The sequence below is a fragment of the Desulfovibrio oxyclinae DSM 11498 genome (genome assembly GCF_000375485.1).
Classification (GTDB): Bacteria; Desulfobacterota; Desulfovibrionia; order Desulfovibrionales; family Desulfovibrionaceae; genus Pseudodesulfovibrio; species Pseudodesulfovibrio oxyclinae.
On sequence record NZ_AQXE01000003.1, the window covers coordinates 87494 to 114254 of the forward strand.

The window sequence follows — 26761 nt, forward strand, 5'->3', positions numbered from 1 at the left end:
GGGAAGAATCGTATAACACCCACTAAAACGGAGGATATCGCTGTGGTCATGGACGCACAGGCCAAACAGGCCGTTATTGACGAGTACAAGACTCACGAAGGCGACACCGGGTCTCCCGAAGTCCAGGTCGCGCTGCTTACCGAGCGCATCAAGTACCTGACCGATCACTTCAAGACCCACAAGAAGGACTACCATTCCCGCACCGGCCTGCTGAAGCTGGTCGGCCAGCGCCGGAAACTGCTCAACTACCTCATGAAGAAGGACATTGAGCGCTATCGTAGCCTGATCGCCCGTCTGGGTCTGCGCAAGTAGCCGACAACGCGACGCCGGGGGGAGCCGCAAGGCTTCCCCCTTTGTCGTTTTCCTCCGGGATAGACAGGCAGCCTCGCGGTACGGCGAAAATTTCGCCGGACACTCCGGAAGTAGCTTAGTTGGCTCGGGAAGGCGCGGGTGGAGACCATCCACACGCCCCTTCCCAAGCCGGCTAACCATCCGGTGGGCCACCGCGGGGCATGAAGAAACACCAAATCATTGGAGAGTACATGCTCAAACCGTTTGACAAGATTAGTCTGACCCGCAAAGTCGGCGATATCGAGATCACCATGGAAACCGGCCGTATGGCGAATCAGGCCGGCGGCGCCGTCTGGATTCAATCCGGCGGAACCGTGGTGCTCGTCACCGCCACCAATCAGCCCCTGGAATACGATCGCGGATTCTTTCCGCTGACCTGCAACTACCAGGAAATGCTGTACGCGGCAGGTAAAGTACCGGGCAACTACTTCCGCCGTGAAGTGGGCCGCCCGTCCGAGCGCGAGACCCTCATCTCCCGCCTCATCGACCGCCCCATCCGTCCGCTCTTCGCCAAGGGCTTCAAGGACGAGGTGCAGGTCATTGCCACGGTTCTTTCCGCGGACCAGCACGTCAACCCCGACGTCCTGGCCCTCACCGGCGCCTCCGCCGCACTGACCCTTTCCGAAATGCCCTTCGAAGGCCCCATCGCCGGTACCCGCGTGGCACTGGTCAACGGCAAGTTCGAACTCTTCCCGACCTACAAGGGTTGCGACGAGGAAAGCTCCCTGAACCTGCTGCTGGCCGGCTCCCGCGACGCCGTGGTCATGGTTGAGGGCGGCGGTGACTTCCTGAGCGAAGACACCCTTGCCGACGCCATCGAAACCGGTCATCGCGAGATTCAGCCCCTGATCGACATGCAGGAAGAGCTGGCGGAAAAGGCTGGCAAGAAAAAAATTCAGGTCACGGCTCCCGAGCGCGATGCCGAAGTGGAAACGCTTCTTAACGACGCCCTCACCGATGAGCTGACCGAGGCTCTTTCCGTGGCTGAAAAAATGCCGCGCAAGGAAGCCAAAAGCGCCGTCAAGAAGAAGGCCGTGGAACTCGTTACCGAAAAGTTCCCGGAAGACGAAGCCAAGCTCAAGCAGGTTGGCGACGTCCTCGGCGACATGGAAAAGAAGATCGTGCGCAAGCGCATCGTCGAAAAGGGCGAGCGCATCGACGGCCGCGACACCACCACGGTTCGCGACCTGTCCATCGACGTGGGCCTGCTGCCCATGACACACGGTTCCTCCCTGTTCCGCCGCGGCGAGACCAGCGCTCTGGCAGTCGCCACGCTGGGCTCCACCCGTGACGAACAGCGCATGGAAACGCTCATTGGCGATCACACCAAGCGCTTCATGCTGCACTACAACTTCCCCCCCTACTGCGTGGGTGAAGCCCGTATGCTGCGTGGACCGAGCCGCCGCGAGATCGGCCACGGCGCCCTTGCCGAACGCGCTCTCACTCCGGTTCTGCCTTCTCAGGAAGACTTCCCGTATACGCTGCGCGTTGTCTCCGAGATCATGGAATCCAACGGCTCTTCCTCCATGGCTTCCGTCTGCGGTGCCACCATGGCGCTGATGGACGCAGGCGTGCCCATCTCCGCACCGGTTGCGGGCATCGCCATGGGCCTTTGCAAGGAAGGCGAAGACTACTATATCCTCACCGACATCCTCGGTGACGAAGACGCACTGGGCGACATGGACTTCAAGGTGGCCGGTACGCGCGAAGGCGTCACCGCCATCCAGATGGACATCAAGATCAGCGGCATCCCCTCCGACGTTCTGCGCCGCGCGCTGAACCAGGCCAAGGAAGCTCGCGAGCACATCCTGGGCCACATGGAAGAAACGCTGGCCGCACCGCGCGAAAAGCTGTCCGAACTGGCTCCCCAGATGTGCGAAGTCTTCGTTGACCCTGACAAGATCCGTTCGGTCATCGGCCCCGGCGGCAAGAACATCAAGGCCATCACCTCTGAAACCGGCGCCGACGTGGACATCGATGACTCCGGAAAGGTCATGATCTTTGCCCCGGACATGGCTTCCATGGAAGAAGCCAAGGCACGCGTGCAGTACTACGACCAGAAGCCCGAGATCGGAAAGAACTACCTCGGCATTGTGCGCAAGATCCTTGAGATCGGCGCACTCATCGAGGTTCTCCCCGGTTGCGAAGGTCTCCTGCACATCTCCCAGATGGACTTCGAGCGCGTGGAAAAGGTCGAAGACCTGCTCCAGCTCGGCCAGGAAGTCTGGGTCAAGTGCGTGGATCTGGAGCCCGGCGGACGGATCCGTCTGTCCCGCAAGGCATGGCTGATGGAAGAAGCCGGTCAGGAAGTCAACCTTGAAGACTTCAAGCGCCCCGGCGGCGGTGGCGGCGGACGCAAGAACGACCGTCGCGGCGGCGGTGGCGGCGGACGCGGCGGTGATCGTCGCGGTCCCCGGCGCTAAGTCCACTATCCACTGAAAGACGAAAGGCGGCTCCACGGAGCCGCCTTTTTTCATATTTCCAATTGTGTTTGCCAATCGTCATGGAACCAACCGGAAAGGTTATACTGGACGGATTGACCGGCACAGGAGTAAGCTTTCCATATGAATCAGGACATCATCATTTACGGCAAGCGCACCTGCCCGCATACACACAAGGCGTTGAGCGCGCATCGCGAGGCGATCTTTCACGATATCCAACTCAATCCCGAAAAGCTGGACGAGATGCTCTCCCTCAACGGCGGAGTCAAACGCATTCCTACCATTGTTCAGGATGGCGAAGTGAGCATCGGCTACAACCGAGGCTCCTGACACGCATAAGCGGTCCGACGGGGCGCCGGAGTATCATCCAAAAGACAATGAAAAAGCCGCCCGCTCATATGAGCGGGCGGCTTTTTCATACGCTTTCGACAGCCTTATAGGGGATCAGTCGTTACGGAACTCTCCGGACTTCCCCCCGGACTTGTATATCAGCCGACAGTCGGTAATCTCGATATCCTTCTGTACGGCCTTGCACATGTCGTAAATGGTGGCGGCGGCAATCTGAGCCGCAACCAGCGCTTCCATCTCCACACCGGTCTTGCCTGTCGTACGCACCTCGGCTTCGATGCCCACCGCATGGCCGGCTTCATCCACCTCGAAGCGAACGTCTGCATAGCTCACCGGCAGGGGGTGGCACATGGGAATGAGCGCATGGGTCTGCTTGGCGGCCATGATTCCGGCGATTTTTGCAGTGGTGAGCACGTCACCCTTGGGCAGCGCGTCACGCACCAAAAGGTCGAAGGTGTTCGAATTAAGCAGCACCCGGCACCGGACAATTGCGGTACGCTTGGTGTTGTCCTTGGCCGAAACATCGACCATGCGGGCATTGCCGTCGGCATCCATGTGGGAGAAGCGGTCGCTCATGCTATTCGCCCATTACGCGGTCTTTGGCTTTCTGGAAAAAGGCCTTGGCCTTGGTCATGGGCTTGCTGTCCTCGATCTCCTGAAACTCGCGCAGAATCTCTTCCTGACGCTTGTTGAGCTTGGTAGGAGTAAGAACGCGCACCTGAACCAGCAGGTCACCCTTATGGGGGCTGCCCAGATGCGGCAGGCCGAGTCCTCGCAGACGGAAGACCTCACCGGCCTGCGTTCCCTTGGGGATGTCCAGATTCACCGGGTCATGGAGAGTCGGCACTTCGATGCGATCACCGAGTGCGGCCTGAACAAAGGAGATGTCCTGCTGAAGGATCAGGCTGGTACCCTGACGCTCGAAGACTTCGTCCTCTTCCACGTGGATGACCACATACAGGTCGCCCGGGGGCCCGCCATTGACACCGGCCTCGCCTTCGCCGCGAAGACGCAGGCGGGAGTTGTTGTCCACGCCGGCGGGGATGCGGACGCTCAGGTCCTTTTCCTCGATGACCGTGCTGCGGCCATGACAGTTGTGGCAGGGGTTCTGAATGATGGTGCCGCGTCCCTGACAGTTGGGGCAGCCCACGGAAATGCGGAAGAAACCCTGAGACTGCTGAATGTGCCCCGTGCCCTGACACTGCGGGCAGGTTTCGGGGGTGGTGCCCTTTTCGGCGCCGGTGCCATCACATTCGGGGCATTCGACTTCAACGGGCAGGGTAATGCTGACCTCGGTTCCCTTGGCCGCCTCGCGGAAGGAAATGTCCAGGTTATACCTGAGGTCGGACCCTGCTCTGGGGCGGTTGGCTCCGCCGCGTCCCGCGGAACTGAAGCCGAAGAACTCGCCGAAGATGTCGCTGAAGGTGCCGAAGATGTCTTCCGTATTGTCAAAGCCGTGGAAGCCGTTTCCGTTCATGCCTTCATGGCCGAAACGGTCGTAACGCTGGCGCTTTTCGCTGTCGCGCAGCACTTCGTAAGCTTCGGCGGCTTCCTTGAACTTGTCTTCGGCCTCGGGATCGTCGGGATTGCGGTCGGGGTGGTACTGGAAAGCAAGTTTGCGGTAAGCGGACTTGATTTCACTGTCGGAGCAATCCCTCGAAAGACCGAGCACCTCGTAATAACAACGTTTTGACATGCCTTACGCTTCGTTTTCCATTTCTTCTTCGATATCCAGCTCGATATCCTCAAGCGTACGCTCGGGGACAACCTTTCCTGCCGCCACTTCGCGCAGTGCGGTGACGTTTTCCTTGTTCTTGGATTCGATGAGCGGGTCGTACCCTTCACGGTACTGCTTGACGCGCTTGATGGCCATCTGGGTGATCAGGAAACGGTTACTCACCTGGGCCAGGCAGTCTTCAACGGTGATTCTAGCCATGTTTCATCTCCTCGATATTATGCGTCCGGGGACGATTCGTCCGTTCCAAGCACGGGGAAGAGGCCACGAAGGTCTTCCACGATCTGGCTTGAGACCGGATAATACAGTCCCCCGCCGTTTCTCAGCCATATCTGCCCCTCTGGCAGGCTCGGGTCACGATAAAAGGACATGGCCGCGAGGACCTCTCCATTTTCGTCGCGCAGGATGCAGGTCATGCTTTCCCGCACCGCACCGGAAACCCGTTCGAGCGGCATGGCTTCGAACTTCATTTCATTAAGTCGCCACAAGGACATGTCAATGCCCATGATCTCATTTCCGCCGCCGAGTTCCTTCCAGCCCTTTTCGGTGCGTTCGGCTTCACGAACAACGCCGTCAAACGTGACCGCGATGCTGTGAATGTCGCCTATGGCGATATCCACCACCCTGCGTCCCTGCATGTCAAACGGGGTACGCACGAGCTGCGAGACCACCAGACGATTTACGGCGAACGGCACCGGCTGCCACGAGGAAACCCCGACAAATGGTGCGTCCCCGGTTCCACGGAACAGGCTGAGGCTTTCCTCACCGCCATCCGTGCGCGTCACCTTGACGCTCAGGTACGGCTGCCTGTCGGGCATGGTTTCATCCGGCAGCAGGCGCTCCGCTTCCATCTCGGAAAGGGAGTCCACGTAAAGACGGACTTCCGTATCGGAGGCGGTCCGACCGGTCAGGTATCCCGGCAGGTCGAACGTGAAATTTTCTTTCTTCTGCGATATTTTCCAGCCAGCGCCGTAACGCATAACAAGCTGAAGCGTCGCAAGGTCGTCTACGCCGACCCTCGGCAGCAGGCGGCTGTCCTCGAAATGCGCGGCGGGACGGGAAAGCAGCCTGAGGCCGCGCGCGTCCATTTCGTAAACATCACCGTCGCGAACGGATATCCAGACATATACCCGGTTGGACGAAGGAACTTCGCCGCCGAAACGCAACTGCACCCGCCCGCCGTCACCGAGAACCAGCGTCAGCTTGGCAGCAGGCTCTTCCAGTCCGTAGCGTGGGCCCTCGGAATTGACAAACGAGTCGTCTTCCATGGAGGGCCGGGTGTTGTTGAGAAAATCAAGCAGCGTTTCCACACGAGCCGAATCGGCGCGGGTGCGGGTGCCGCCATGCACCACATTCCAACCCTGCTTCCCGCGCTCCAGCCGGAACGCTCCTTCCGGACCGTCCACGACCATGGCCTCGACGTTGGCAGGGTCCACGGAAAGCCACTGACTGAAGCCGCCGTCGTCACCAATGTACGACAACAGACGATAGCCCCCCGCGACCGTCAGGATCGAGGCGGCCACAATGAGCACGGCTAATGTCAGACCGATCCTTTTCAAAGGAGTCGCTCCTTGGATTCGTCGTAGGGGCTTTCGGCAAAAAAAAGAGCCCCTCGGGTCCGGGGCTGCAACGCCAGAGTCCCGTTGCTTTCGGGAACCTCGTTCATTAGCTCCGGCATGCTTGCAAGTCAAGGGCAAATCGTCTACCACGCCCTTTCCGCAACCCGACTACGGAGGTAGATAACACAATGGGCTCCTGGGGAAAACTTTCTTATGCGCAGAATCAGTGCGTAAAGGCCACGGGCAAGCTGATGCAGAAGCTCGACATGGTCCACCCCGGCGCAAAGGTCGGCATCGCCGCCTCGGGCGGCGTGGACAGCTGGCTGCTGCTCAAGGTCTTGACCATACGTAAGGCCATCATGCCGTTCGACATCGAGCTTATGGTGCTCCACATCAATCCCGGTTTCGAGCCCGAGAGCCACGCGCCGCTAGTTCAGTGGTGCCGTGAAAACGGAATCGCATCGCACATGGAACTGACGGATTACGGGCCGCACGCCCACTCCGAGGCCAACCGGAAGAACTCGCCGTGTTTTCTGTGCAGCTGGTTGCGCAGAAAGCGCCTCTTTGAGCTTTGTGCCCAGTACGGGCTAACGCATCTGGCACTTGGACACAATGCCGACGACAACGTCGCCACATTTTTCATGAACATCTTCCACAACGGCCGCGCCGAAGGGATGTCTGCATGCGAAGACTTCTTCGGGGGCGAACTCAAGCTGATCCGCCCCACCATGCTGCTGGATAAAAAGACGGTCATCAAGGCGGCCCGCCAATGGGAGCTTCCGGTTTGGGAAAACGTATGCCCCTCGAACGGCTCCACAAAACGCGACGAGGTCATGAACTGGCTCGATGAAAAATGGAAGGGCGACCGCAGAATCAGAAGCAACGTCTTCAATGCAGTGACCCGTTCGGGCATTGATTTGAAGTAGGCCGAAACACCACCAAAAGCCGCTGTTTCCGGGCAATCCGCCTTGACATTGAAGGTCCGCTGGACTACTTGATGGTAACGGCTTTTCATGCCTGACAAGCAAAAACTGCAAAAGGCACGCACAACTTCATGCTGTTCAAAAAATATCACATAGTCATATTCAAAGACAAACAGGGCACCTGCCGCAAAATGGGTATCCGCGGTGGAATTTTCCTGCTGTTCTTCCTGCTGTTCGCGGGAATGGCTGCCGGAAACGTGTACCTGTGGAAGCACTACGCAAAAAGCATCAAGGTCGAAAAAGACCTCAATCTTGCCGAAAAGACCATCCACGAACAGAAAACCCAGCTTCTGAGTCTCGCGCAAAAGCTCGGCGGCCTGCAAAAGAGCCTTCGACGCATCAATGATTTCGATTCCAAGCTTCGCGTCATGATCGACCTGGACCAGGAAAGCGCACAGGCATCCTCCCCCAAGGGCGGCACGCAAAGCGAAACCTTTTCCAACGGCTACCTTCCGCTTTACCGTCAGGAACTGCTCGCCCGGAAGATGCATCGTTTCCTGAAGCAGTTGAATGTCGAAGCCCGCCTTGAAGAAGTCAAGCAGCAGGAAATTCTTGCCAAGCTGCGCCAGAAGCAGGACATCCTTGAAGCCACGCCTTCCATCTGGCCGACCACGGGCTGGGTCACCTCCCCGTTCGGCTGGCGCACCTCGCCTTTCACCGGCAAGCGTGAGCACCATCCCGGTCTCGACATTTCCGCCCCTTCCGGCACACCGATCTATGCCCCGGCAAAGGGCAAGGTGACGCTGGCCGGAAACAGGCACGACGGTTACGGCATTCAGGTGAAACTGTACCATGGCGGCAACATCACCACCCGGTACGCCCACATGAAGAAAACCGCAGTAAAGCACGGCCAGACCGTGACCCGCGGCGAACTCATCGGCTACGTCGGCAACACCGGGCGCAGTACCGGCCCTCACGTCCACTATGAGGTCCACAAAGCTCAGGTCGCCGTCAATCCCATGAAGTACATCCTCAACTAGCCTTAGACAGATCGCAGTCCAGCCCCTCCTGCACACCGTTGCCGGAGGGGCTTTTTTCTGGCCGTCAAATGCGGTTCTCGTTTTCCGGACCTGTGAGCACCATCCTTTCAGTCACAGGAAATCAAACCCGATTCAGCGGTCAACCGGCGGAAACGCTTTCGCGATATGGACTTGCGCCGCGTCAGTCTGTACACATAGGCGCAGGTAGAATGGTTCAACTTTTGCTTGGGAAACGGAATGGACATTTTCCACTTCAGCGCAGACGACATGCTCAGTGTGATCCTCACATTCATGAGGATCAGCATTGTCATGTTCCTGCTCCCATTCTTTGACAGCAAGTCCATTCCCACCATGGTCAAGGCGGCGTTCATGCTGGTGCTGACCATGGCTGTATGGCCGAAGCTCTCCTTCCCCGGTTCACTGATGCCAGCAAGTCCCTGGAATCTTGCCGTGATGGCTATCGGCGAGGTGCTGCTCGGCCTCATCCTCGGTCTGGCGGTTCGCTTTCTCATTGCCGCCGTGCAGACAGGTGGTCACATCATCGGCTTCCAGATGGGCTTTGCCATGGTCAACGTCATGGACCCCATCACCGGCGTCAACCAGGCCATCACCGCGCATTTCCTCTACATGTGCACCATGCTCACCTTTCTGACGCTCAACGGGCACCTGTATCTGCTCAAGGCACTTGGTGACAGCTTTCAGTACATTCCGCCCGGCGGCATCGTTCTGACGCCGAACATGGCTCAGTCTGTGCTCGATTTCTCATCCATCATCTTCACCCTCGCCATCAAGATCGCCGCACCGGTCATGGCGGCGGTACTCATGGTGGACCTTGCCATGGCCATCATCTCCCGCGCAGCCCCGCAAATGCACATTCTCGTGGTCGGTCTGCCCGTGAAGATCGCCGTCGGCTTCCTCTTCCTCGTCTTTGTCTTCGGCATACTCGGCCGTTACGTGGCCGACTTCATCGTCAAAATGGACGGGCTTTACGGCAACATTCTGCGAATGGGCGCAGGCTGATACAATGAAGGATCCGAGCAGAACAGAAAAAGCCACCCCGAAACAGCGCGACAAGCAACGCAAGAAAGGCAACGTTGGCAAGGGGCAGGAGCTCACCAAGACACTGGTGCTGGTCGCCGGTGTCTTCGTGGTACGGGCCCTTTTCGAGTACATATATCTCGGCATGTCCGAAATCTATGTGCACACCTTCACCAAACTTTTCTTCATTGAGGATCTTGACGAGATCAAGGCATACGAACTCTTTAAGTGGGGCGGAATGTCCATCGGCAAGATGGTGATGCCCATCATGATCCTCATGGTGGTGGTGGCCATCATCTCGGAGCGCGTTCAGGTGGGCTCGCTCTGGACACTGGACCCCCTCAAGCCGAAATTCTCCAAGGTATTCAACATATTTCAGGGTCTCAAAAGGGTAATGATGAGCCCTGAGGCCTTCGTCAGACTGGGGCGCAGCCTGCTGCAGGCCGTGGCAGTCGGCGTTGCGCCGTACATTGTCATGAAGCAGGAAGTGGATAATATAACTCCCCTTTTCTACATGACGCCCGAGGGCATCGCCACCTACATCCTCGGGGTGGCCTTCAAGATGCTCAAATACGCGCTTGTGCCCATGATCATCATTGCGGCGCTCGACCTTTGGTACAACCTCTGGAACTATGAGGAGACCATCAAAATGACCAAGGACGAGGTCAAGGACGAGCGCAAGCAGGCTGAAGGTGACCCGGAAATCAAGCGCCAGCAGCACATGAAAATGATGGAGTTCATGGCGCAACGGCTTCAGGCGGAAGTCCCCAAAGCCGACGTGGTCGTCACCAACCCGACCCACTTCGCGGTGGCCTTGAGCTATAATGTCATGGAGGCTCCCGCGCCCATCGTATTGGCAAAGGGCGTGGACAGGATAGCCGAATACATCAAGGAAATCGCACGCGAACACGACATTCCCATCCGGGAAAACAAACCCTTGGCACAGGCCTTGTATAAGCAGGTTGAAATCGGCGAAACAATTCCCGAGGATCTTTTTCAAGCGGTGGCATCCATTCTGGCTCAGCTGGACAAATTCCGCACCCCGCGCTGATCCCCGGACGTTTCGAGCAAAACGAAAGCAGTTCAACCGAGCATAGACGAGGGGTGTCAAAAAGATGGCCGAAAAAGCATCCACAGGTGTTTTCAACCTGAACTACCAGAATCTGGCGAAACAGGGAGACCTTTTGCTGGCGGGCGGCGTCATCATCATCCTGTTCGTGATGCTCGTCCCCCTGCCCACGCCGTTCATCGACTTCATGCTCACCGTGAGCATCTCCCTTGGCCTGACCGTGCTCGTCACCGCCATGTTCATGACCTCGCCGCTGGAATTCACCATTTTCCCCTCCCTGCTGCTGGTCACCACCATGCTCCGGCTGGCGCTGAACGTGGCAACCACCCGAACCATTCTCCTGCACGGCGACGAAGGCACCTCGGCAGCAGGCTCGGTCATTCAGAGTTTCGGGGAATTCGTCGTCGGCGGTAACTACGTCATCGGTATCGTCATCTTCATGATCCTGTTCATCCTGAACAAGGTCGTCATCGTCACCGGTACCACGCGTATCGCGGAAGTCGCCGCCCGATTCACTCTCGACTCCATGCCCGGTAAGCAGATGGCCATCGAGGCCGACCTCAACGCCGGACTCATCGACGAAAAGGAAGCCATCAAGCAACGTGAGGACTGCCGCCGCGAGGCCGACTTCTACGGCGCCATGGACGGTGCGGGAAAGTTCGTTTCCGGTGACGTCACCGCAGGCATCATCATTACCGCCGTCAACATCGTGGGCGGCTTCTTCATCGGCGTTTTCCAGCAGGACATGGAATGGGTGGACGCCGCCCAGACCTACACCCTGCTGACCATCGGTGACGGTCTGGTCTCCACCATCCCGTCCCTGATCATCTCCACCTCGGCCGGTATCATCGTTTCCCGCGCCGCTGCCGAAGCCAAGATGGGCGAGGAATTCCTCGGCCAGCTCACCTTCCACCACCGCGCGCTGCGCCTCGTGGCCGGTATCCTCTGCGTGTTCGGCATCGTTCCCGGCATGCCCACCATCCCGTTTCTGTTCATGGCGATCATCGTCTTCGGCATCTCCGAGCTTTCCCGCCGCCAGCAGGAAGCCATGGGGCTGGAAACCGGTTCGGGAAGTTCCGAGGGCGGCAAAGAGGATGTTCCCACTCTCGACTCTCCGGAAGAGGTGCAGGAGCTCCTGCCACTGGACGAACTGGAGCTGGAAGTGGGTTACGGCCTGATTCCGCTCGTGGACGAAGACCAGAACGGCAACCTGCTCTCGCGCATCCGTTCCATCCGCCGACAGTTCGCGCTGGACATGGGCGTGGTCATCCCCTCGCTGCACCTGCGGGACAACCTGCAACTCAAGCCTGGCGAATACCGCGTGCTGATCAAGGGCAACCCGGTTGCCACGGCGGAGCTGCTCATCGACCACTACCTCGCCATGGATCCGGGCGATGCCAAGCATCGCATCGAGGGTGTCGAGACCGTGGAACCCGCCTTCAACCTTCCCGCCGTCTGGGTGCCGGAAGCGCAGAAAGAAGAGGCCATGCTCGCGGGCTATACCGTTGTGGACCCGGCTACCGTCATCGCCACACACCTCACCGAAGTCTTTCGCCGCAATCTCGGCGAATTCCTCGGCAGGCAGGAAGTTCAGGATCTGCTGGACAACCTCTCCAAGCGTGCACCCAAGGCCGTCGAAACACTGGTGCCGGGCGTGCTGCCCCTCGGCGTGGTCCAGAAGGTGCTCCAGCAGCTGGTGGGCGAAAACGTCTCCATACGCGACCTGCTGACCATCGTGGAAACGCTTGGCGACTACGGACCTGCCACACAGGACCCCCAGCAGCTGACCGAGTATGTACGCTCCAAGTTCGGCCGCACCATCGTGAAGCCCTACCTTGGTCAGAACAACAACCTGCCCATAATGACCATGAGTCCGGATCTGGAGCAGACGCTTACCGAAGCGATCCGGCCCGTGGAACAGGGTGGCTATCTCGCGCTGGAGCCTCAGGTGGCCCAGCACATGATACAGAAGATCAACGCGACTCTGGAAGGAACGTTCATCAGCGACGGGCAGCCCGTGCTGCTGACCACGCCGCAGATCAGGCCGCATCTGGCCACTCTGCTGACGCGATTCATCCCGACGCTCCCCGTCATTTCGCAGGCTGAGATCCCCGCGGACATCCAGCTTGAAGCCGTAGCAACCGTAGACCTGAGCTAGCGAGCAGCCATGAAGATGAAGACATTCCGGGCGGCCAGCACTGCTGACGCCTTCGCACAAGTCAAATCCGAACTGGGGGAGGACGCCGTGATCCTTTCCAACCGCACCGTCGAAGAGGACGGCCGCAAATGCTGCGAAGTGGTGGCGGCCGTGGAACCCGAACCTGCGGCTAAGCCGGTTGCGTCGCCCTCCCCGGCAGCGGGGATGCCCTCCAGCCGTGACGATTTTCTCGACACCGCCATGGGCCAGAGCGTTGGCTGGCAAAAGGAATGGGGCGAAATCAAGAGCCAGATCATGGCGCTGGTCAAACCGCAGATGCGCCTCGAAGCCCTTGCTCCCCGCCAGCGCCTCGCCATCGAGTATCTTGAGCGGGAAGGCGTGGACGAGGAAGTGCTGCTCAAGGTCTTTTGCGACCTGCGCGATGCACCGGATGCGTCCATTCTCCCGGTACTGGACCGGCTGGCCTACGCAAGAGGCTTCGGCAACGGCAACTGGCAGCACAGGATGCATGCCTTTGTGGGCCCGCACGGCGCAGGCAAGACGTCCGCCCTCATCCGCCTGGCGCTCAAGGAGAAGAAAAAATGTCCTGACGCGCGCATCTGCCTCGTTTCGGCAGACAACGGGCGCGGCAAGGGCCGCATGGTGCTCAAGCACTACGCAGATCTTTCCGGCCTCGCCTTTCGCGAAATGACCTCGCGCGAAGACTGCCAGGACGTGCTGGCCGAGGCACGCAGCTTTGACATGATGCTCATCGACCTGCCCGGTCTTTCCGGCAAGGCCGACCTCAACGACTGGATGAACGTCATGGGGCTTGCCGAGCATGATGAGCTTGCGGTTCACCTCGTGCTGAACCCGTATTACGCTCCGGCGCAGTACGACTCGTTCATCAAAAAATATGAATGTTCAAAGCTTGCAAGCGTTATCTGGACGAAACTCGACGAAGCCTGTACATTCGGTGCCATATTGAACGTGGCCCATAAAACCGGCAAGCCGGTCTCCGCGTTCTCATTCGGCAGCGGGCTGAAAAACAGCATCGCCCCGGCGAAGAGAGACAGCCTCTGGCGTCTCGTATTCAAGCGTCAATTTCCCGGCGGCGTGGAAAATCAGTAAAGGAGAGCCCTTCCGATGAATTCCAACTTCCCCATGGTCCTTTCGGTCACCTCCGGCAAGGGCGGCGTGGGAAAAACGAATATTTCCACCAACCTTGCCTATACGCTCGCCAAGAGCGGCAAGAAGGTCCTGCTGCTTGACGCCGACCTCGGGCTCGCCAACGTGGACGTGATTCTCGGACTCGCTCCGGAATACAACCTGTTCCACCTGTTCCATGAGAACACGAGCCTGGACAAGATCCTGTTGGAAACGCCTTACGGCTTCCGGATTCTTCCGGCCTCGTCGGGAGTGAGCGACATGGTCAGCCTCAGCCGCGGGCAAAAGCTCGACCTGCTGGACGCCATGGACACACTGGACGAGGACCTTGATTACCTTGTCGTGGACACCGGTGCCGGAATCAACGACAACGTGCTGTATTTCAACCTCGCCGTGCAGGAACGCCTGCTCGTGCTCACCCCGGAACCCACGTCCCTGACGGACGCATACGCGCTGATCAAGGTGCTGAAGCTGCATCACGGCGTGGAACGCTTCAGGGTTCTGGTGAACATGGTCAAGGACCAGCGGGCAGCCAAGGAAACATACATCAAGCTGCTCAATGCCTGCGACCATTTCCTGGACGGCATTTCGCTGGACCTCGTAGGCTTCGTGCCGCACGATCCCAATGTACGCAAGGGGGTACTCGAACAGGTACCCTTCTGTCATGGACACCCGAGAAGCCCCGCCGCGCAGGCCATTGTTCAGGCTGCGGAGAAGGTGGGCAAATGGAAGGCCGAACCGAATACCGATGGCAATATCAAGTTCTTCTGGAAAAAGCTCCTCTTCCAGGAGCAATCCGTGGCGTGATCTCGAATCCGGGGCCCGTACGTGGGATGAGTTCACCGAAGGTGAGCGCGAATCCCTCGTAAGGCACTTCGCCCCCAAGATTCGCATTCTCGCTCTCAGGATGAAGGCCAAGCTGCCGCAAAGCGTTGAGCTCAACGAGCTCATCAGCGCCGGCAGCCTGGGATTGCTTGACGCCCTCGGAAAGTTCAATCCGGAACTCGGAATCAAGTTCGACACGTACTCCGAAAACCGAATCAAGGGCGCCATGCTCGATGAGCTGCGCCGTATGGACTGGTTTTCCCGCGGGCTGCGCCAGAAGGTCAAAGTGCTCGAAGAGGCCATGCGCCAGATCGAACACGAAACCGGCCTGCCCGCCACCAGCGACCAGCTGGCGGACCATACCGGACTCAGCGAAAAGGAGGTGCATTACGGACTTGAAGCTCTGCAGAATCAGATGTGCGTCAGCCTCGACGCCTTCAACGAGCACATGGTCAGCCGCACCGCCAATTCGGAGGACGAACCATATCAGTCCGCGGCTTTTCAGGAATTAGTTGACAAAGTTGCCAATCTCATTGAGGAATTGACCCCGAGAGAAAAATTGGTCATATCTTTGTATTATGGCGAGGAGTTGAACATGAAGGAAACCGCCGAGGTAATGGAAATTACCGAGGGCCGTGTCTCCCAGCTCCACTCACAGGCCCTGAAAAAACTCAGGGAACACTTCAGAAACCGCTTCGAAACCGACTGAAAACAAAGGAGAATATAATGCCCGCTGATACCAGTATGCGCATCCTTGTCGTGGACGACTTCTCCACCATGAGAAAGATCATCAAGAACATCCTGCGTCAGCTCGGGTTCACCAACATAGTGGAAGCCGACGACGGCACCACTGCGTGGGATGTTCTCAACAAAGACAATATCGACTTCATCGTTTCCGACTGGAACATGCCCAACATGTCCGGAATCGAACTGCTCCGCAAGGTTCGCGGCAGCGAAGAGTATGCCGACCTGCCCTTCCTGATGGTCACTGCAGAAGCACAGCAGGAGAACATCATCGAAGCCGTGCAGGCCAAGGTGTCCAACTACATCGTCAAGCCGTTCACTCCGGAGACCATGAGCCAGAAGATCGAAAAGATTTTCCAGAACTAGCTCTGTTGATGGAACCGAACTATGCTGCTGTTGGTTGTTCCGGACGAGCCCGAAGAGCTTACTGAAAACGGAGACGGTGATTCCGGCTCGTCCCAACAACTCAAGGCGCAGCTAGACGACAGCGAAGCCAGCAAGGCTTCGCAGAAGGTTGACCTTGACCTCGACGACGCTCCCTTTCTGGAGGACGAAGACGAGGACGAGGAAGATATTGAAGATTTCGAGGAGGCCCCCCTCGAAGAAGAGAAAGAAGAGAAACCCAAGCGGCAACTGCCCGCCTTTCTCCGTAACAAGCTCTTTTACATGGGGCTTTTGATACTCGCCCTGCTCATCATTATAGCTGTGCTCCTTTTCTCGCGCAGTCCTGCTCCCCCGGAACAGCCGGAAACAGAAACCAAGGCGGAAGAACCCGCCGAACCGCAACCGCAAACGCCCACTCCGGAACCTGAAGTACAGGAACCCGAGGATATCCTGCTGCGTCTCGATCCCTTCCTCGTGGAGCAACTGGACGAAGACGGCAACATCCGGTTCCTCGAAATACGCATTGTCCTGACAACGCAGGATCAGCAAATGGCCCTGCAATTCAATCAGGAAACGTTTACGGTCAGAAACGCGCTCTACTACTATCTCAAGAATAAGGATCTCACGTTCCTGACCGAAGAGAAATACGGCGACAAGCTCAAAGAGGAGCTTCTGGCCGTAATCAACCAGTACATAGGAGTCGGGCGTTTCGACACCATCCTTTTTGAACAATACCTTGTGAGGTGAGGCATGAGTACCTCTCCCATCGAGCTGCCGCTTCTCATAGCCCAGCTCCCGCATGTCCAGAAGCTTGCCAACGCAGAGCAGGTGAAGCCCGAGGTGCAACGCAGCCTCTTCGCCCCGCTCATCGCCAAGCACGTGCGTGAAGACGACAACACCAAGGTCGGCAAGGTGGACAAAAAGGACGAGGCACAGGCCGTGGACCGCGACGGCAGCCACGGCGGCGGTGGGCAAAGCGGCAGAAAGCGCTCGGAAAAAGACCACGACGAAGAGACCAACGCTTCCGATCCGTCCCCGTGGTCAGGCAACATCGTGGACATGAAGGTCTGAGCGCATTGATTTTTCCTCGCGATTTCGAGATACTCCATCTTCAATCGTTACAGCCAAACCACCGGACGCCATGGAAACTTCCACACTGCTCCTTTTATTCTTCACGCTCAGCGAGCTCGCCCTGCTCGTGGTGGTCGTCCTGTTCTTCCTGCGACTGAAAAAGTCCGAAGCGCTGCTGAAGCACCTTCAGACCAAACAGGAGGACTTCGTCAACCGGCTTCAGTTCAACGCCAAGCTGGAAAACGAACTCGTCTCCACTTTCGAACAACGCCAGATTGAACTTGCCTCGCTCAACGAAGAGCTGGAAAAGCGCGAAAAAAAGCTCAACATGCTCATCGAGCGCGCCGACGAATACGCCAAGTCGCCGCAGTTCATGCGCAACATCATTCTTTCCGGTTACAAGGCGGGCAAAAGCCCCGCCCAACTCGCCCGCAAGTTCGACCTGAGCATCGAGGAAGTGGAACTCATCATCGGGCAGGCCTGATGCGCATCCGTGGCGGCGGCAGATACTCCGGTGACCGGACTTCGCGCAGCGAATCCTTCAAACGCTCGCACCGCGTGGGCCAGAAGGTCCGTGGTCGCATCCTCAGGTGGGAAGACGAAGACCTCGCATGGGTCAACATCGACGGCGACCCGCTTCTGGCGAACATTCCTTCAGGCCCTGCACCGGGGTCTGTGCTCGCATTCAAGGTCATCAGCCTCAACCCGCAGATTCATCTTCAGGCCTTGCACGGCGGTGGCGGCGGCAACCTCGCCCCGGCCCTCACCGGCGTCATGGGGTTCACCAAGGCTCGTCAGACCTTTGAATCCCTGATCCGCCCTCATGCGGCCTCTCTTCAAGACCAACCGCTGGCAGAACGCATCCTCACGCTTACAGAACTGCTCCGAACACCGGAAATCGGCGAAGCGCATGCCCGGGTCCAGACCGCCGTGGACGGCATCAACACACTTGGGGCCGACCGGACGCTCTCCTATACTCCCCTGCTGTTGCCCACAGCCAGGGAGCAGGCCACCTTCGTCAAACGCGGAGTCGGAGAATTCTTTGAAGTGGTCCATGAATTCACGCTCGGAGAGTTTGGTGACTGCCAGCTTGTCTGTCTGCACAAGGGAGAGCGCACCAGTTACCGCATCAAAGTTGGCCGGGCCTTTTACGCAAAGCCGCTGACTCATCTTCTCCAGAAGACCGAAGCACTGCCGGAACACGCCGAATTTCTTGGCGCTGAAGTCCTGACGGGTGCGCCTGGCGGCATGCTTTCACGGTACTTCAGCGGCTGAAGCGGACACATGACATAAAAAAAGGCGACCGGTAACGGCCGCCGATGCATGTCGGGTGTTTAATCGTCGGGGAATATTCCGCGTCGATGCCCCATCTTGGGCGGGTCTTCGTCGTACTCCTTGAGATCGGTCAGGTACTTTTTCCAGCCCGGACACCATTTCGTGTGCCATTCCCAGAACAAGGCCAGAATGCTTGTGGGATCTTTTTCCGAAAATCTCCTGAAACGACATTCGTCGCAGGGAAGCTGCTGCCTTTTGCCCATCTTCTTCCTCCGTCATGAAGTGTTTCGAATTGGTGCCACAGGTTCATACGGTTGCCAAGTCCTGCCGCACGATATATCGTTCCCGAATCGTTATTCTCATGGAGGAAACCATGTCGCGCAAAAAAACAGACGTGCGTCTCTTCACACGACGCGAGGCACTGAAGCTCACAGCCGGAGGAGCAGCCGGATTTCTGACGGGCTGTGCCGTGAATCCGGTGACGGGCGAGCAGCAGTTGATGCTCATTTCCAGAGAGCAGGAAATCGCACTGGACAAGAAGCAGTCACCACACCAGTTCTCCGCCGACTACGGTCCTGTTCAGGATAGCACCGTCAACAATTACGTTTCGAGCGTGGGCAACAGTCTTGCCAGAACCACGCATCGGCCTGACATGCCCTACAGCTTTCGCTGCGTGAACGCCAACTACGTCAACGCTTACGCCTTTCCCGGCGGCAGCATCGCCTGTACCCGCGGCATTCTGCTCAAGCTCGACAACGAGGCCGAACTCGCCGCGCTTCTGGGGCATGAACTCGGCCACGTCAATGCCCGGCACACCGCTTCCCGCGTCAGTTCTTCCATGGCCACGCAGGGGCTGCTGAGCATCGGCGTGGGCGTCATCGCCACCCAGAGCAGCGAACTGGCACCGCTCGCGGCCGGACTCGGCGGTGTTGGCGCGGGCCTCCTTTTGGCAAGCTATTCCCGCGACGATGAACGGCAGGCGGACAGCCTCGGCATGGAGTACATGGACAACGCCGGTTATGACCCGCAGGGGATGGTCGGCCTCATGGACATGCTCAACGGTCTGCACGAGAGCGACCCTTCCTTCGTGCAGCAGATGTTCGCCTCGCACCCCATGAGCTCCGAGCGATACGAGACCGCCGTCACCGAAGCCCGCACCACTTATGGCGGCAAGAAAGGGAAACTTCTGCGGGAACGCTACATGGACAACATCGCCAGCATCCGCAAGGACGAACCCGCCATCAAGGAGATGCAGGACGGCGAGGGAGCCATGAAGAAAAAAGCGTTCGCGGACGCCCAGACGCATTTCGCCAAGGCACTCGACTACGCACCGAACGATTACGCGGGCCTGTTGCTCATGGCCAAATGCAAGATGGCACGCAATCAACAGGAAGAAGGACTGCGCTATGCGGAGAAGGCGAGGCGGATCTACCCGCAGGAACCGCAGGCCATGCACCTGGCCGGAATGCTTCAGCTTGAAGAAGGCAGATACCGTTCCGCTCTGCGAAACTTCCAGTCATACGAAAAGAATCTTCCCGGCAACCCATCCACCATCTTCTTTTCTGGCTACGCATACGAAGCGCTCGGCAACCGGGAAATGGCCGCAAACCACTATTACCGTTACCTTCAGGCGACCCGTGAGGGCGATGCCGCAAAGCATGCCTACTCAAGACTGGACGCATGGGGATATATCAAATAAGCAGACCTGTTTCGGCAGCCTCTCATGTCGGCGCGTCGCGCCCATGACGATTGCAACACGAACAATGGATACAACATGATTGACGAACAACGGCTCATCGACACCTTTTTCGAACTCGTCCGAATCGACAGCCCCTCATTCAGCGAAAACGACGTCGCCGAGCACCTGCGGCCCGTCCTGGAAGAACTCGGCCTGTCCATCACCATGGACAACGCCGGGGACGCCTGCGGCGGAAACTGCGGCAATCTCATCGCCCACTTCAAGGGCAATACCAAAGGTGAAGCCATTGCCTTCTCCGCCCACATGGACTGCGTCCCTCCCTGCCTCGGCGTTGAACCGGTCATGGATGACGGAATAATCCGCTCCAAGGGCGACACGATCCTCGGCGGCGACGACAAGGCAGGCATTGCCGCAATCATCGAAGCCATTCGTCATCTGATCGAAAATGAGATATCTCACCCGGACATCTATGTCGTCTTCAGCATCGCCGAAGAATCGGGGATGCACGGGGCCAAGAACCTCGATCTCAAGAAGGTCCCGGCCAAACGGTTCGCCATTCTGGACTGCTCCGGACCTGTGGGGACCATCATCACCCGCTCTCCAGCCAAGATCGATATCACCGCGACCTTTACCGGCCGCGCCGCACACGCCGGTTTCGAGCCGGAAAAGGGCATCAGCGCCATCAATATGGCCGCGGACGCCATCCTGCGCATGAAACTGCTGCGCGTGGACGAGGATACCACCGCCAACGTCGGGTCCATTCAGGGAGGCAGTGCCATCAACATTGTTCCGGAAAGCTGCTCGCTCCATGCTGAGACCCGTTCATATGATCCGGAAAAACTTCAGGCTCAGGTGGATCATATGAAGGAATGCTGCCGCACCGCAGCAGACAACTACGGCGGCGAAGTCTCCCTTGAAACCGATCAGCTCTACCCCGCCCTGAATGTTCCACAAGACAGCGCCATGCTGCAGGAAGCAATCAGCGCCTGCGAATCGCTCGGGGTCAAGCCGTCGCTGGAAAGCTCCGGCGGAGGCAGTGACGCCAACATCCTCGCAGGTCGTGGCATTGACGTGATCAATCTCGGCATCGGCATGACCAGCGCTCACACCACGGACGAGCACATAGCCGTGGAAGACCTCATCGGAAGCGCCATGCTGGTTGCCGAACTCATGAAATCGTAGTCCGCTCGACGCTAGAATCGTCGCAATTCACCAGGCAATAAAAAAGGCCCGCCGAAAGGCGGGCCTTTTTGCTGCAAAATCGAATGAAAATCTATGCCATGGCCGGAGTCGCACCGAAGACTTCGCCCTTTTCGGCTTCCTTTTCAGGAGCTTTCTCCGGCTGAAGCGTAACTTTTTCAAGGTAGAGTTCGGCGTTGGCTTCAACATGACGCAGGAACTGGTTGTTCAGGGCGTGTCCGGAGGCGAAAACCTCAAAGCGTCCCTGAAGCGGCAAGCCCAGAATGGCCATGTCACCGACAAAGTCGAGCATCTTGTGGCGGATGAACTCGTCTTCGAAGCGAAGCCCTTCGCTGTTGACCACGCCGTACTCGTCCAGAACCACCGCGTTGTCGAGTGAGCCGCCGAGCGCGAGACCGTTGGCGTGCAGATACTCGACTTCCTTGAGGAAGCCAAAAGTGCGAGCCTTGGCGAGCTTGCCCGAGAAGTCTTCGGGGGTGATCTCCATGGACATGGTCTGACGTCCAATGAGCGGATGTGCAAAGTCGATGGTGTAGTCCACGAAAAACCCGTCGTGGGGAGAGGCCTTGATGAACTTGCCGTCCTGCTCGAAACTGACCGGCTTCTTGATAGCCAGCACGGTTTTGGGACGGCTTTGGCGACGAAGGCCAGCCTGCTTGAGCAGGTACACAAAGGAAGCGGCGCTGCCATCCATAATGGGCAGTTCGCTGCCTTCGACTTCGATCTTGATATTATCTATTCCCATACCCCGGATCGCGGCGAGCAGATGCTCAACGGTGGCCACGGAGTCGGTGCCGTTGCCGAGGGTGGTGGCAAGACCGGTCTCCACGACGAGGGAGGGGTTGGGAGTCAGAAATGCGTTTCCGGAACCGTTGCGGATGGCGAAAATGATACCGGTATCTTCGGCGGCGGGGCAAAGGGCCATGGCGACCTGCTTCCCGCTGTGTAGGCCAACTCCGGTGCAACGTACGGTTTCGCGAATAGTAGTTTGCAGCATGAATCCTCCATTTGGAACAATTTCACATGAGCAAAATAAGTGCCAAACGAGAAATATTATTTAACTTATTAAAATTGCTGCACATGTGTCAGCAAACATTCAATTGAAATATGTGGCAGAAACACAACTGTTCGTGTTTTTTCAACAAGATCAGAGCTGATGTGTTGTTTTTTTGCAAACCGTTCGAGTGGCAAAAATGATACGGTCATGCCCTGAAAGGTCTTTGAGTATTTCTACAGACCCGAAATCCCGGCCGTATTCGGAGGTTATTTTTTGGGCTGCCTGACCCTGCCTCCAGCCGATCTCGACAAGAAGATGGCCGCCATCACGAAGCGCCGCCGCGGCGTGGGGCAGCAATTGACGAAGGTGGTCAAGGCCATCCTGCCCACTGACAAGAGCAGTTCGCGGCTCAAAACCTGCAACCTCCTGATCCAGCTGGTCATATTCAGCCTCGGTAACATATGGCGGATTGCTGAGGACGAGATCGAGACTGCCCGGCTCGGCAAACGGCTCACACATGTCTCCCGGACGGATATCCAATCTGGCGTCAACGCCATGGCGCTTGGCATTTTGGGTAGCGCAAGCTACGGCCACAGGGCTCAGGTCCAGCGCCATACCTTCAGCTTGCTGAAAGAGGTGCGCGACCGTCACAGCCAGAATACCGGATCCCGTTCCGAGATCCGCAAAGCGGAACCTGTCGCAGGGCCCGAAGAGTTCCTGAACCTTTTCCACGATGTGCTCGGTTTCAGGACGCGGAATGAGAATCCCCGGACAAACGGCAAAATCGAGCCCGAAAAATTCGCGCTGACCGAGGATGTATGCAGTCGGCTCACCCGTAGCCCTTCGGCGCACGAGTTCCCGGATGGTCCCGAGTTCGTCCGCCGACAGCTCCCGTCGGCGATTGGTGATAAGCCCCACCCTATCGAGCGAAAGCGCATGACAAGCAAGCACCTGCGCGGAAAGAAGCGGGGAATCCACGCCCTTCTCCTCTAGGATGGACGCGGATTCCCCGATAATGTCGTGAAGCGTGGTCACGGTCATGCGCGTGTTTACTGCTCGGCCTGCTGCTGGAGCGCCTCGCTCTGGTAATGCGCAATGAGTGAATCGATCAGTTCATTAATGTCACCTTCCATGACCTGATCCAGCTTGTAGAGGGTCAGGTTGATTCGGTGGTCGGTGACGCGGCCCTGCGGGAAGTTGTAGGTGCGGATACGCTCCGAGCGGTCACCGGATCCGACCTGACTCTTGCGCGCCGCAGCCTCTTCGGCGTGGGCCTTTTCCTGCTCGGCCTGAAGCAGACGCGAGCGAAGGACCTTCATGGCCTTGACCTTGTTCTTGAGCTGCGACTTTTCATCCTGACAGGACACGACCAGCCCGGTGGGTACGTGGGTGATGCGCACTGCGGAGTCAGTGGTGTTGACCGACTGTCCGCCCGGGCCGGAAGCGCGGAACACGTCGATACGCAGGTCTTCGTTACGAATATTCACGTCGACCTCTTCCGCTTCGGGAAGAATCGCCACGGTACAGGCGGAAGTGTGGATACGCCCCTGCGACTCGGTGGCCGGAACGCGCTGTACCCGGTGGGTGCCGGACTCGTACTTGAGCTTGCTGTAAACCTTATCGCCCGAGATGTTGGCAATGACTTCCTTAAGCCCGCCCGCTCCTGATTCGCTCTCGCTCATGACCTCGACCTTCCAGCCGTTCTCTTCTGCGAAGCGGGAGTACATACGGAACAGGTCGGCCGCAAACAAAGCGGCCTCGTCGCCGCCGGTGCCGGCACGGATTTCAAGAATGATGTTCTTGTCGTCGAGCGGATCCTTGGGGAGCATAAGCAGCTTGAGCTGTTCTTCCAGTTCGGGCAGCTTCGGCTCGATCTCGGCGATCTCAAGCTTGGCCATCTCGCGGATGTCGGCATCCTCATCACGGGCAAGCTCACGGTTATCCTCAAGATCCTGCGAAAGCTGCTTGTATTCGCGATAGACCCTGACTATCTCGCCCAGATCCGCATGGCTCTTGGTTGCGTTGCGGTAACGCTCCTGATCGTTGAAAATCTCGGGCTGGGAAAGTTCCTTTTCAAGATCGATGAAAGTCTCTTCAATTTCGTCGAGTTTTCTGAACATCGATTATTCCTCCATATTGACCGCGCACTTGAGGGCCGCAATGGCAACCTCAATCTGCTGGTCGTCCGGTTCGCGTGTGGTGAGCACCTGAAGGGCCAGCCCGGGCCAGCAAAGCATCTTGCAGGCGATACTGCTTTCGCGCTTGGAAGCGAATTTGATCAACTCGTAGGCCATGGCACTGATGGGAATCATCAGCAGCAGTTTGACCCCGACGATGTAAAGATGCTTGAAGATAAATGTTTCCGGCGCATAGATCATCATGAGCAGCGGCACCAGCACCGAATAAAGCACGATGCTGACCGAGAGCACAAAGAGCATGAAGGCCGTGCCGCAACGAGGATGCAGCCTGCTGTTGATGCGCGCGCTGTCCGGAAGGAGCGAGGCGCCGGCCTCATAGGACCATATCACCTTGTGCTCGGCGCCGTGGTACTGGAAAACGCGCTTGATATCCGGGATGAACGAGATTGCCCATATGTAGCCCATGAAAATAAGCATCTTGAAAAGGCCGTCCCATGCGTGGAAGCTCAGGGAATCGACGTCACCGCCGTATCCCAGCCATTCCATGCCCACGGAAAAGAAATGCGGCAGCACCACGAACAGGCCGAGTGCGGCGGCGATGGCCACAATCATGCTCATGGCCAGATGCCAGCCGGTCAGCTCGCCCTCTTCTTCGTCCACAGCCTGCGTGGCGGACCAGTTCAGGGCCTTGATGCCGTTGACCAGCGTTTCCAGAAGAACGGGAAAACCGCGTACGAAAGGTTTTTTCAGAAGGGGATGATTGGTCAGCGAGAACCAGGGGCGCTCGTGAACTTCTATTTCACCGTTCGGGAGACGAACGGCTATGGCGAGCCGATTCTTGGAGCGCATCATCACGCCCTCGATAACGGCCTGTCCGCCCACGGTGTTGGCGGCCGCCAACAAGATATTTTTGAGACTCAACGGCATATCCTCGGCTTGAGTTGGAGGGAAAAGGGTCCTCCGCCAGCCGGACTGAACCGTCTTTGGGGACCTTGCCGAAGGGTAAGGATTCCCCGGGGAAAGTCAAAGCCCGGCGAAAACAATATGCCTCTGCCGCAATCGACAGAGGCATATTGAAAAAAACGAGCCGGGACAGCTACTGTTCGGTCTTTCCGGTTCCCTTGAAGTTTGCGTACTTCTTGCGGAAACGGTCGATGCGGCCGGCGGTGTCGATCAGGCGCTGCTTACCGGTGTAGAACGGGTGGCAGTTGGCACAGATTTCGACGTCGATATGCTCGCCCTTGGTGGAAGAAGCCTTGCTTTCGTAGCCGCAGTGGCAACGGATGGTGGCCTCAAACGTCTTGGGATGGATATCTTTTTTCATTGAAAAACTCCTACTCGCTAGTTGCGTGGAACAGGGACTAGTACTTAAAGTACGAACGAATGGCAAGGGAAAACGTATGTTATCCCCGTGTTGCCGCAACACGCCGGCGCTTTTCGGTCAGTACCCGCATCGCGTTGTGAACGATGAGCGTGAAGCCGATAGTAGTCAGCGTATGCCCCACGACCATGTCGTGCCGCTTCACCCAATAATAGAAGGCGATGCCGAGTGCAAGCGAAAGTATGGCCCTGACGTCGGCAATATTCGACCTCGCGTCATGTTTGAGCAGGTAGTAGTCGCTCAGCAGGATCGCCATGAGCGGCGCGAAGACCGATCCGAGCAGATAAAGAAACCATTCATACTGGGTAATGGGAAAGAACATGGCCAGCCCCGTTCCCAATGCGGCGAACACTACAGACGTCCAGCGACGATTCAGCCGGGGCAGAACGTTGAGAGTGGATACCGCGGCAGAAAAGACATCCATGAAGGTTGTCGTCACCGTGGAAAGACCGATGACCATGAGCGCCACCATGCCGAGCTTGGCGGCCAGCATCATCTGGGTGGGGTCGGCCGTTCCGGAAAAAATCGCCCCGCCGAGGCCGATGCTGTACATCCACGTGGAGCCGGTGAAATAACCGAGGAACGGTGCAAGCCAGGCGGCACGGGAGTTCTTTGCCATGCTGGTGTAATCCGCAATGAGCGGGAACCAGGAGAGCGGCATGATGATGGCCAGCTCGAATCCCATGCCGAAGGTACCGGTGGGTTCCACGGGCTGAGCAGGCGCAGGCTGAGTGAAGATGACCCAGCTCATGACCACCGTCAGACCAAGCAGCAATGCCACGGCGACCATGTTCAACCATTTGAAGCCCTGAATGCCGATGAACACCCAGAATCCGATGAATAGCCCGATCAGCGCAGACATGAGCATCTGGTTGTCGATGCCCCAGAGTGAGCGGCAGAGCTCGTTCACCGCATCCCCGCCGAGCAGAATCATCACTGCGGTCCAGCCGAGCAACTGAAGGATATTGATCCCTGAAAGCAGATACGACCCCTGCTTGCCGAAGGAAATCCGCATGGACATGATGGACGGAAGCTTTTCCCGGTAGCCGATGATGCCGCCAAGAACGAGGATGACCGTGCCAACCAGATGTCCGAGCACGTTTGCGGTCATTCCGCCCGCAAATCCCAGATTGGCCAGATAGCCGCCGGTAAAGATTTCGGCCACGGAAACCGCTGCGCCGAACCACAGAAAAAACAGATTAGCAAAGGTCAGTTTGCCAGTGTTCACGTCGAACTCCT

29 protein-coding genes are annotated in these 26761 nt (G+C 57.9%); 18 read left to right on the top strand and 11 right to left on the bottom strand.

All coding sequences use genetic code 11. The annotated features are described in order from the left end of the window. The first annotated feature begins 42 nt into the window (after positions 1-42). From rpsO to uxx1, 3 genes are all read left to right on the top strand, one after another. Positions 43-312 (top strand): 30S ribosomal protein S15, encoded by a 270-nt coding sequence (rpsO, locus tag B149_RS0104500; protein WP_018123974.1) that lies wholly within the window; start codon positions 43-45, stop codon positions 310-312. Positions 313-542: 230 nt separating this feature from the next. After that, positions 543-2774: a polyribonucleotide nucleotidyltransferase gene (gene pnp, locus B149_RS0104505; protein ID WP_018123975.1), complete on the top strand. Its 2232-nt coding sequence runs from the start codon at positions 543-545 to the stop codon at positions 2772-2774. A gap of 141 nt (positions 2775-2915) precedes the next feature. Continuing rightward, positions 2916-3122, top strand: coding sequence for a UXX-star selenoprotein family 1 (uxx1, locus tag B149_RS0104510; protein ID WP_018123976.1), 207 nt, complete (start codon positions 2916-2918; stop codon positions 3120-3122). Between the two features lie 114 nt (positions 3123-3236). Here the strand turns inward: uxx1 and moaC are convergent, their stop codons facing one another. The 4 genes from moaC to B149_RS0104530 are packed head-to-tail and all read right to left on the bottom strand — an operon-like array spanning position 3237 to position 6434. Then, complete coding sequence (gene moaC, locus B149_RS0104515; RefSeq protein ID WP_018123977.1) at positions 3237-3716, bottom strand: cyclic pyranopterin monophosphate synthase MoaC; 480 nt, start codon at positions 3714-3716, stop codon at positions 3237-3239. A gap of 1 nt (position 3717) precedes the next feature. Continuing rightward, on the bottom strand, positions 3718-4836 hold the full coding sequence (gene dnaJ / locus B149_RS0104520; RefSeq protein ID WP_018123978.1) for a molecular chaperone DnaJ: 1119 nt from the start codon (positions 4834-4836) through the stop codon (positions 3718-3720). Between the two features lie 3 nt (positions 4837-4839). Beyond that, complete coding sequence (gene rpoZ / locus B149_RS0104525) at positions 4840-5076, bottom strand: DNA-directed RNA polymerase subunit omega (protein WP_018123979.1); 237 nt, start codon at positions 5074-5076, stop codon at positions 4840-4842. A 17-nt stretch (positions 5077-5093) separates the two neighbouring features. Then, complete coding sequence (locus tag B149_RS0104530; RefSeq protein ID WP_018123980.1) at positions 5094-6434, bottom strand: DUF4340 domain-containing protein; 1341 nt, start codon at positions 6432-6434, stop codon at positions 5094-5096. 188 nt (positions 6435-6622) lie between these two features. On the opposite strand from B149_RS0104530, the gene B149_RS0104540 reads away from it, so the two are divergent. From B149_RS0104540 to B149_RS0104600, 13 genes are all read left to right on the top strand, one after another. Beyond that, positions 6623-7360 carry a tRNA lysidine(34) synthetase gene (locus B149_RS0104540; RefSeq protein WP_018123982.1) on the top strand — a complete coding sequence of 246 codons (738 nt, stop codon included), beginning with the start codon at positions 6623-6625 and terminating at the stop codon, positions 7358-7360. A gap of 128 nt (positions 7361-7488) precedes the next feature. Continuing rightward, a complete protein-coding gene (locus B149_RS0104545; RefSeq protein ID WP_018123983.1) occupies positions 7489-8397 on the top strand; it encodes a M23 family metallopeptidase in 909 nt (302 codons plus the stop codon). 237 nt (positions 8398-8634) lie between these two features. Next, the gene (fliR, locus tag B149_RS0104550) at positions 8635-9417 is read left to right on the top strand and encodes a flagellar biosynthetic protein FliR (RefSeq protein WP_018123984.1); all 783 of its coding nucleotides are present in this window, start codon (positions 8635-8637) and stop codon (positions 9415-9417) included. A 4-nt stretch (positions 9418-9421) separates the two neighbouring features. After that, on the top strand, positions 9422-10486 hold the full coding sequence (flhB, locus tag B149_RS0104555; protein ID WP_018123985.1) for a flagellar type III secretion system protein FlhB: 1065 nt from the start codon (positions 9422-9424) through the stop codon (positions 10484-10486). 64 nt (positions 10487-10550) lie between these two features. Further along, complete coding sequence (gene flhA / locus B149_RS0104560; protein ID WP_018123986.1) at positions 10551-12662, top strand: flagellar biosynthesis protein FlhA; 2112 nt, start codon at positions 10551-10553, stop codon at positions 12660-12662. 9 nt (positions 12663-12671) lie between these two features. Next, positions 12672-13772, top strand: coding sequence for a flagellar biosynthesis protein FlhF (locus B149_RS0104565; protein WP_018123987.1), 1101 nt, complete (start codon positions 12672-12674; stop codon positions 13770-13772). Between the two features lie 15 nt (positions 13773-13787). Then, a complete protein-coding gene (locus B149_RS0104570; protein ID WP_018123988.1) occupies positions 13788-14615 on the top strand; it encodes a MinD/ParA family protein in 828 nt (275 codons plus the stop codon). Continuing rightward, entirely contained in the window at positions 14557-15342 is a 786-nt protein-coding gene (locus B149_RS0104575; protein ID WP_026167452.1) for a FliA/WhiG family RNA polymerase sigma factor, read from the top strand. The genes B149_RS0104570 and B149_RS0104575 overlap by 59 nt, the downstream gene beginning before the upstream one ends. A gap of 17 nt (positions 15343-15359) precedes the next feature. Beyond that, complete coding sequence (locus B149_RS0104580; protein WP_018123990.1) at positions 15360-15743, top strand: chemotaxis response regulator CheY; 384 nt, start codon at positions 15360-15362, stop codon at positions 15741-15743. Between the two features lie 21 nt (positions 15744-15764). Then, positions 15765-16508 carry a flagellar basal body-associated FliL family protein gene (locus tag B149_RS0104585; protein ID WP_018123991.1) on the top strand — a complete coding sequence of 248 codons (744 nt, stop codon included), beginning with the start codon at positions 15765-15767 and terminating at the stop codon, positions 16506-16508. A gap of 3 nt (positions 16509-16511) precedes the next feature. Further along, entirely contained in the window at positions 16512-16832 is a 321-nt protein-coding gene (locus B149_RS0104590) for a hypothetical protein (RefSeq protein WP_018123992.1), read from the top strand. A gap of 70 nt (positions 16833-16902) precedes the next feature. Beyond that, positions 16903-17316, top strand: coding sequence for a hypothetical protein (locus tag B149_RS0104595; RefSeq protein ID WP_018123993.1), 414 nt, complete (start codon positions 16903-16905; stop codon positions 17314-17316). Beyond that, positions 17316-18107 (top strand): hypothetical protein, encoded by a 792-nt coding sequence (locus B149_RS0104600; RefSeq protein ID WP_018123994.1) that lies wholly within the window; start codon positions 17316-17318, stop codon positions 18105-18107. Before B149_RS0104595 ends, B149_RS0104600 begins: the two co-directional genes overlap by 1 nt. A gap of 59 nt (positions 18108-18166) precedes the next feature. Here the strand turns inward: B149_RS0104600 and B149_RS0104605 are convergent, their stop codons facing one another. Next, the gene (locus B149_RS0104605; RefSeq protein ID WP_018123995.1) at positions 18167-18370 is read right to left on the bottom strand and encodes a hypothetical protein; all 204 of its coding nucleotides are present in this window, start codon (positions 18368-18370) and stop codon (positions 18167-18169) included. A 110-nt stretch (positions 18371-18480) separates the two neighbouring features. On the opposite strand from B149_RS0104605, the gene B149_RS0104610 reads away from it, so the two are divergent. Both B149_RS0104610 and B149_RS0104615 read left to right on the top strand, forming a co-directional pair. After that, positions 18481-19806, top strand: a complete 1326-nt coding sequence (locus B149_RS0104610) for a M48 family metalloprotease (protein ID WP_026167454.1) — start codon at positions 18481-18483, stop codon at positions 19804-19806. A 75-nt stretch (positions 19807-19881) separates the two neighbouring features. Next, positions 19882-20988, top strand: coding sequence for a M20/M25/M40 family metallo-hydrolase (locus B149_RS0104615; RefSeq protein WP_018123997.1), 1107 nt, complete (start codon positions 19882-19884; stop codon positions 20986-20988). A 91-nt stretch (positions 20989-21079) separates the two neighbouring features. On the opposite strand, the gene lpxC is transcribed toward B149_RS0104615, so the two are convergent. The 6 genes from lpxC to cytX form a co-directional block, all read right to left on the bottom strand. Continuing rightward, entirely contained in the window at positions 21080-22003 is a 924-nt protein-coding gene (lpxC, locus tag B149_RS0104620; protein ID WP_040372194.1) for a UDP-3-O-acyl-N-acetylglucosamine deacetylase, read from the bottom strand. A gap of 150 nt (positions 22004-22153) precedes the next feature. Continuing rightward, on the bottom strand, positions 22154-23044 hold the full coding sequence (prmC, locus tag B149_RS18235) for a peptide chain release factor N(5)-glutamine methyltransferase (RefSeq protein ID WP_083909149.1): 891 nt from the start codon (positions 23042-23044) through the stop codon (positions 22154-22156). Between the two features lie 8 nt (positions 23045-23052). After that, positions 23053-24123: a peptide chain release factor 1 gene (prfA, locus tag B149_RS0104630; RefSeq protein WP_018124000.1), complete on the bottom strand. Its 1071-nt coding sequence runs from the start codon at positions 24121-24123 to the stop codon at positions 23053-23055. Between the two features lie 3 nt (positions 24124-24126). Next, positions 24127-25068, bottom strand: a complete 942-nt coding sequence (locus B149_RS0104635; RefSeq protein ID WP_018124001.1) for a DUF1385 domain-containing protein — start codon at positions 25066-25068, stop codon at positions 24127-24129. Between the two features lie 169 nt (positions 25069-25237). After that, positions 25238-25465 (bottom strand): 50S ribosomal protein L31, encoded by a 228-nt coding sequence (gene rpmE, locus B149_RS0104640; RefSeq protein ID WP_018124002.1) that lies wholly within the window; start codon positions 25463-25465, stop codon positions 25238-25240. A gap of 79 nt (positions 25466-25544) precedes the next feature. Next, a complete protein-coding gene (gene cytX / locus B149_RS0104645; RefSeq protein WP_018124003.1) occupies positions 25545-26750 on the bottom strand; it encodes a putative hydroxymethylpyrimidine transporter CytX in 1206 nt (401 codons plus the stop codon). Between the last annotated feature and the right edge of the window lie 11 nt (positions 26751-26761).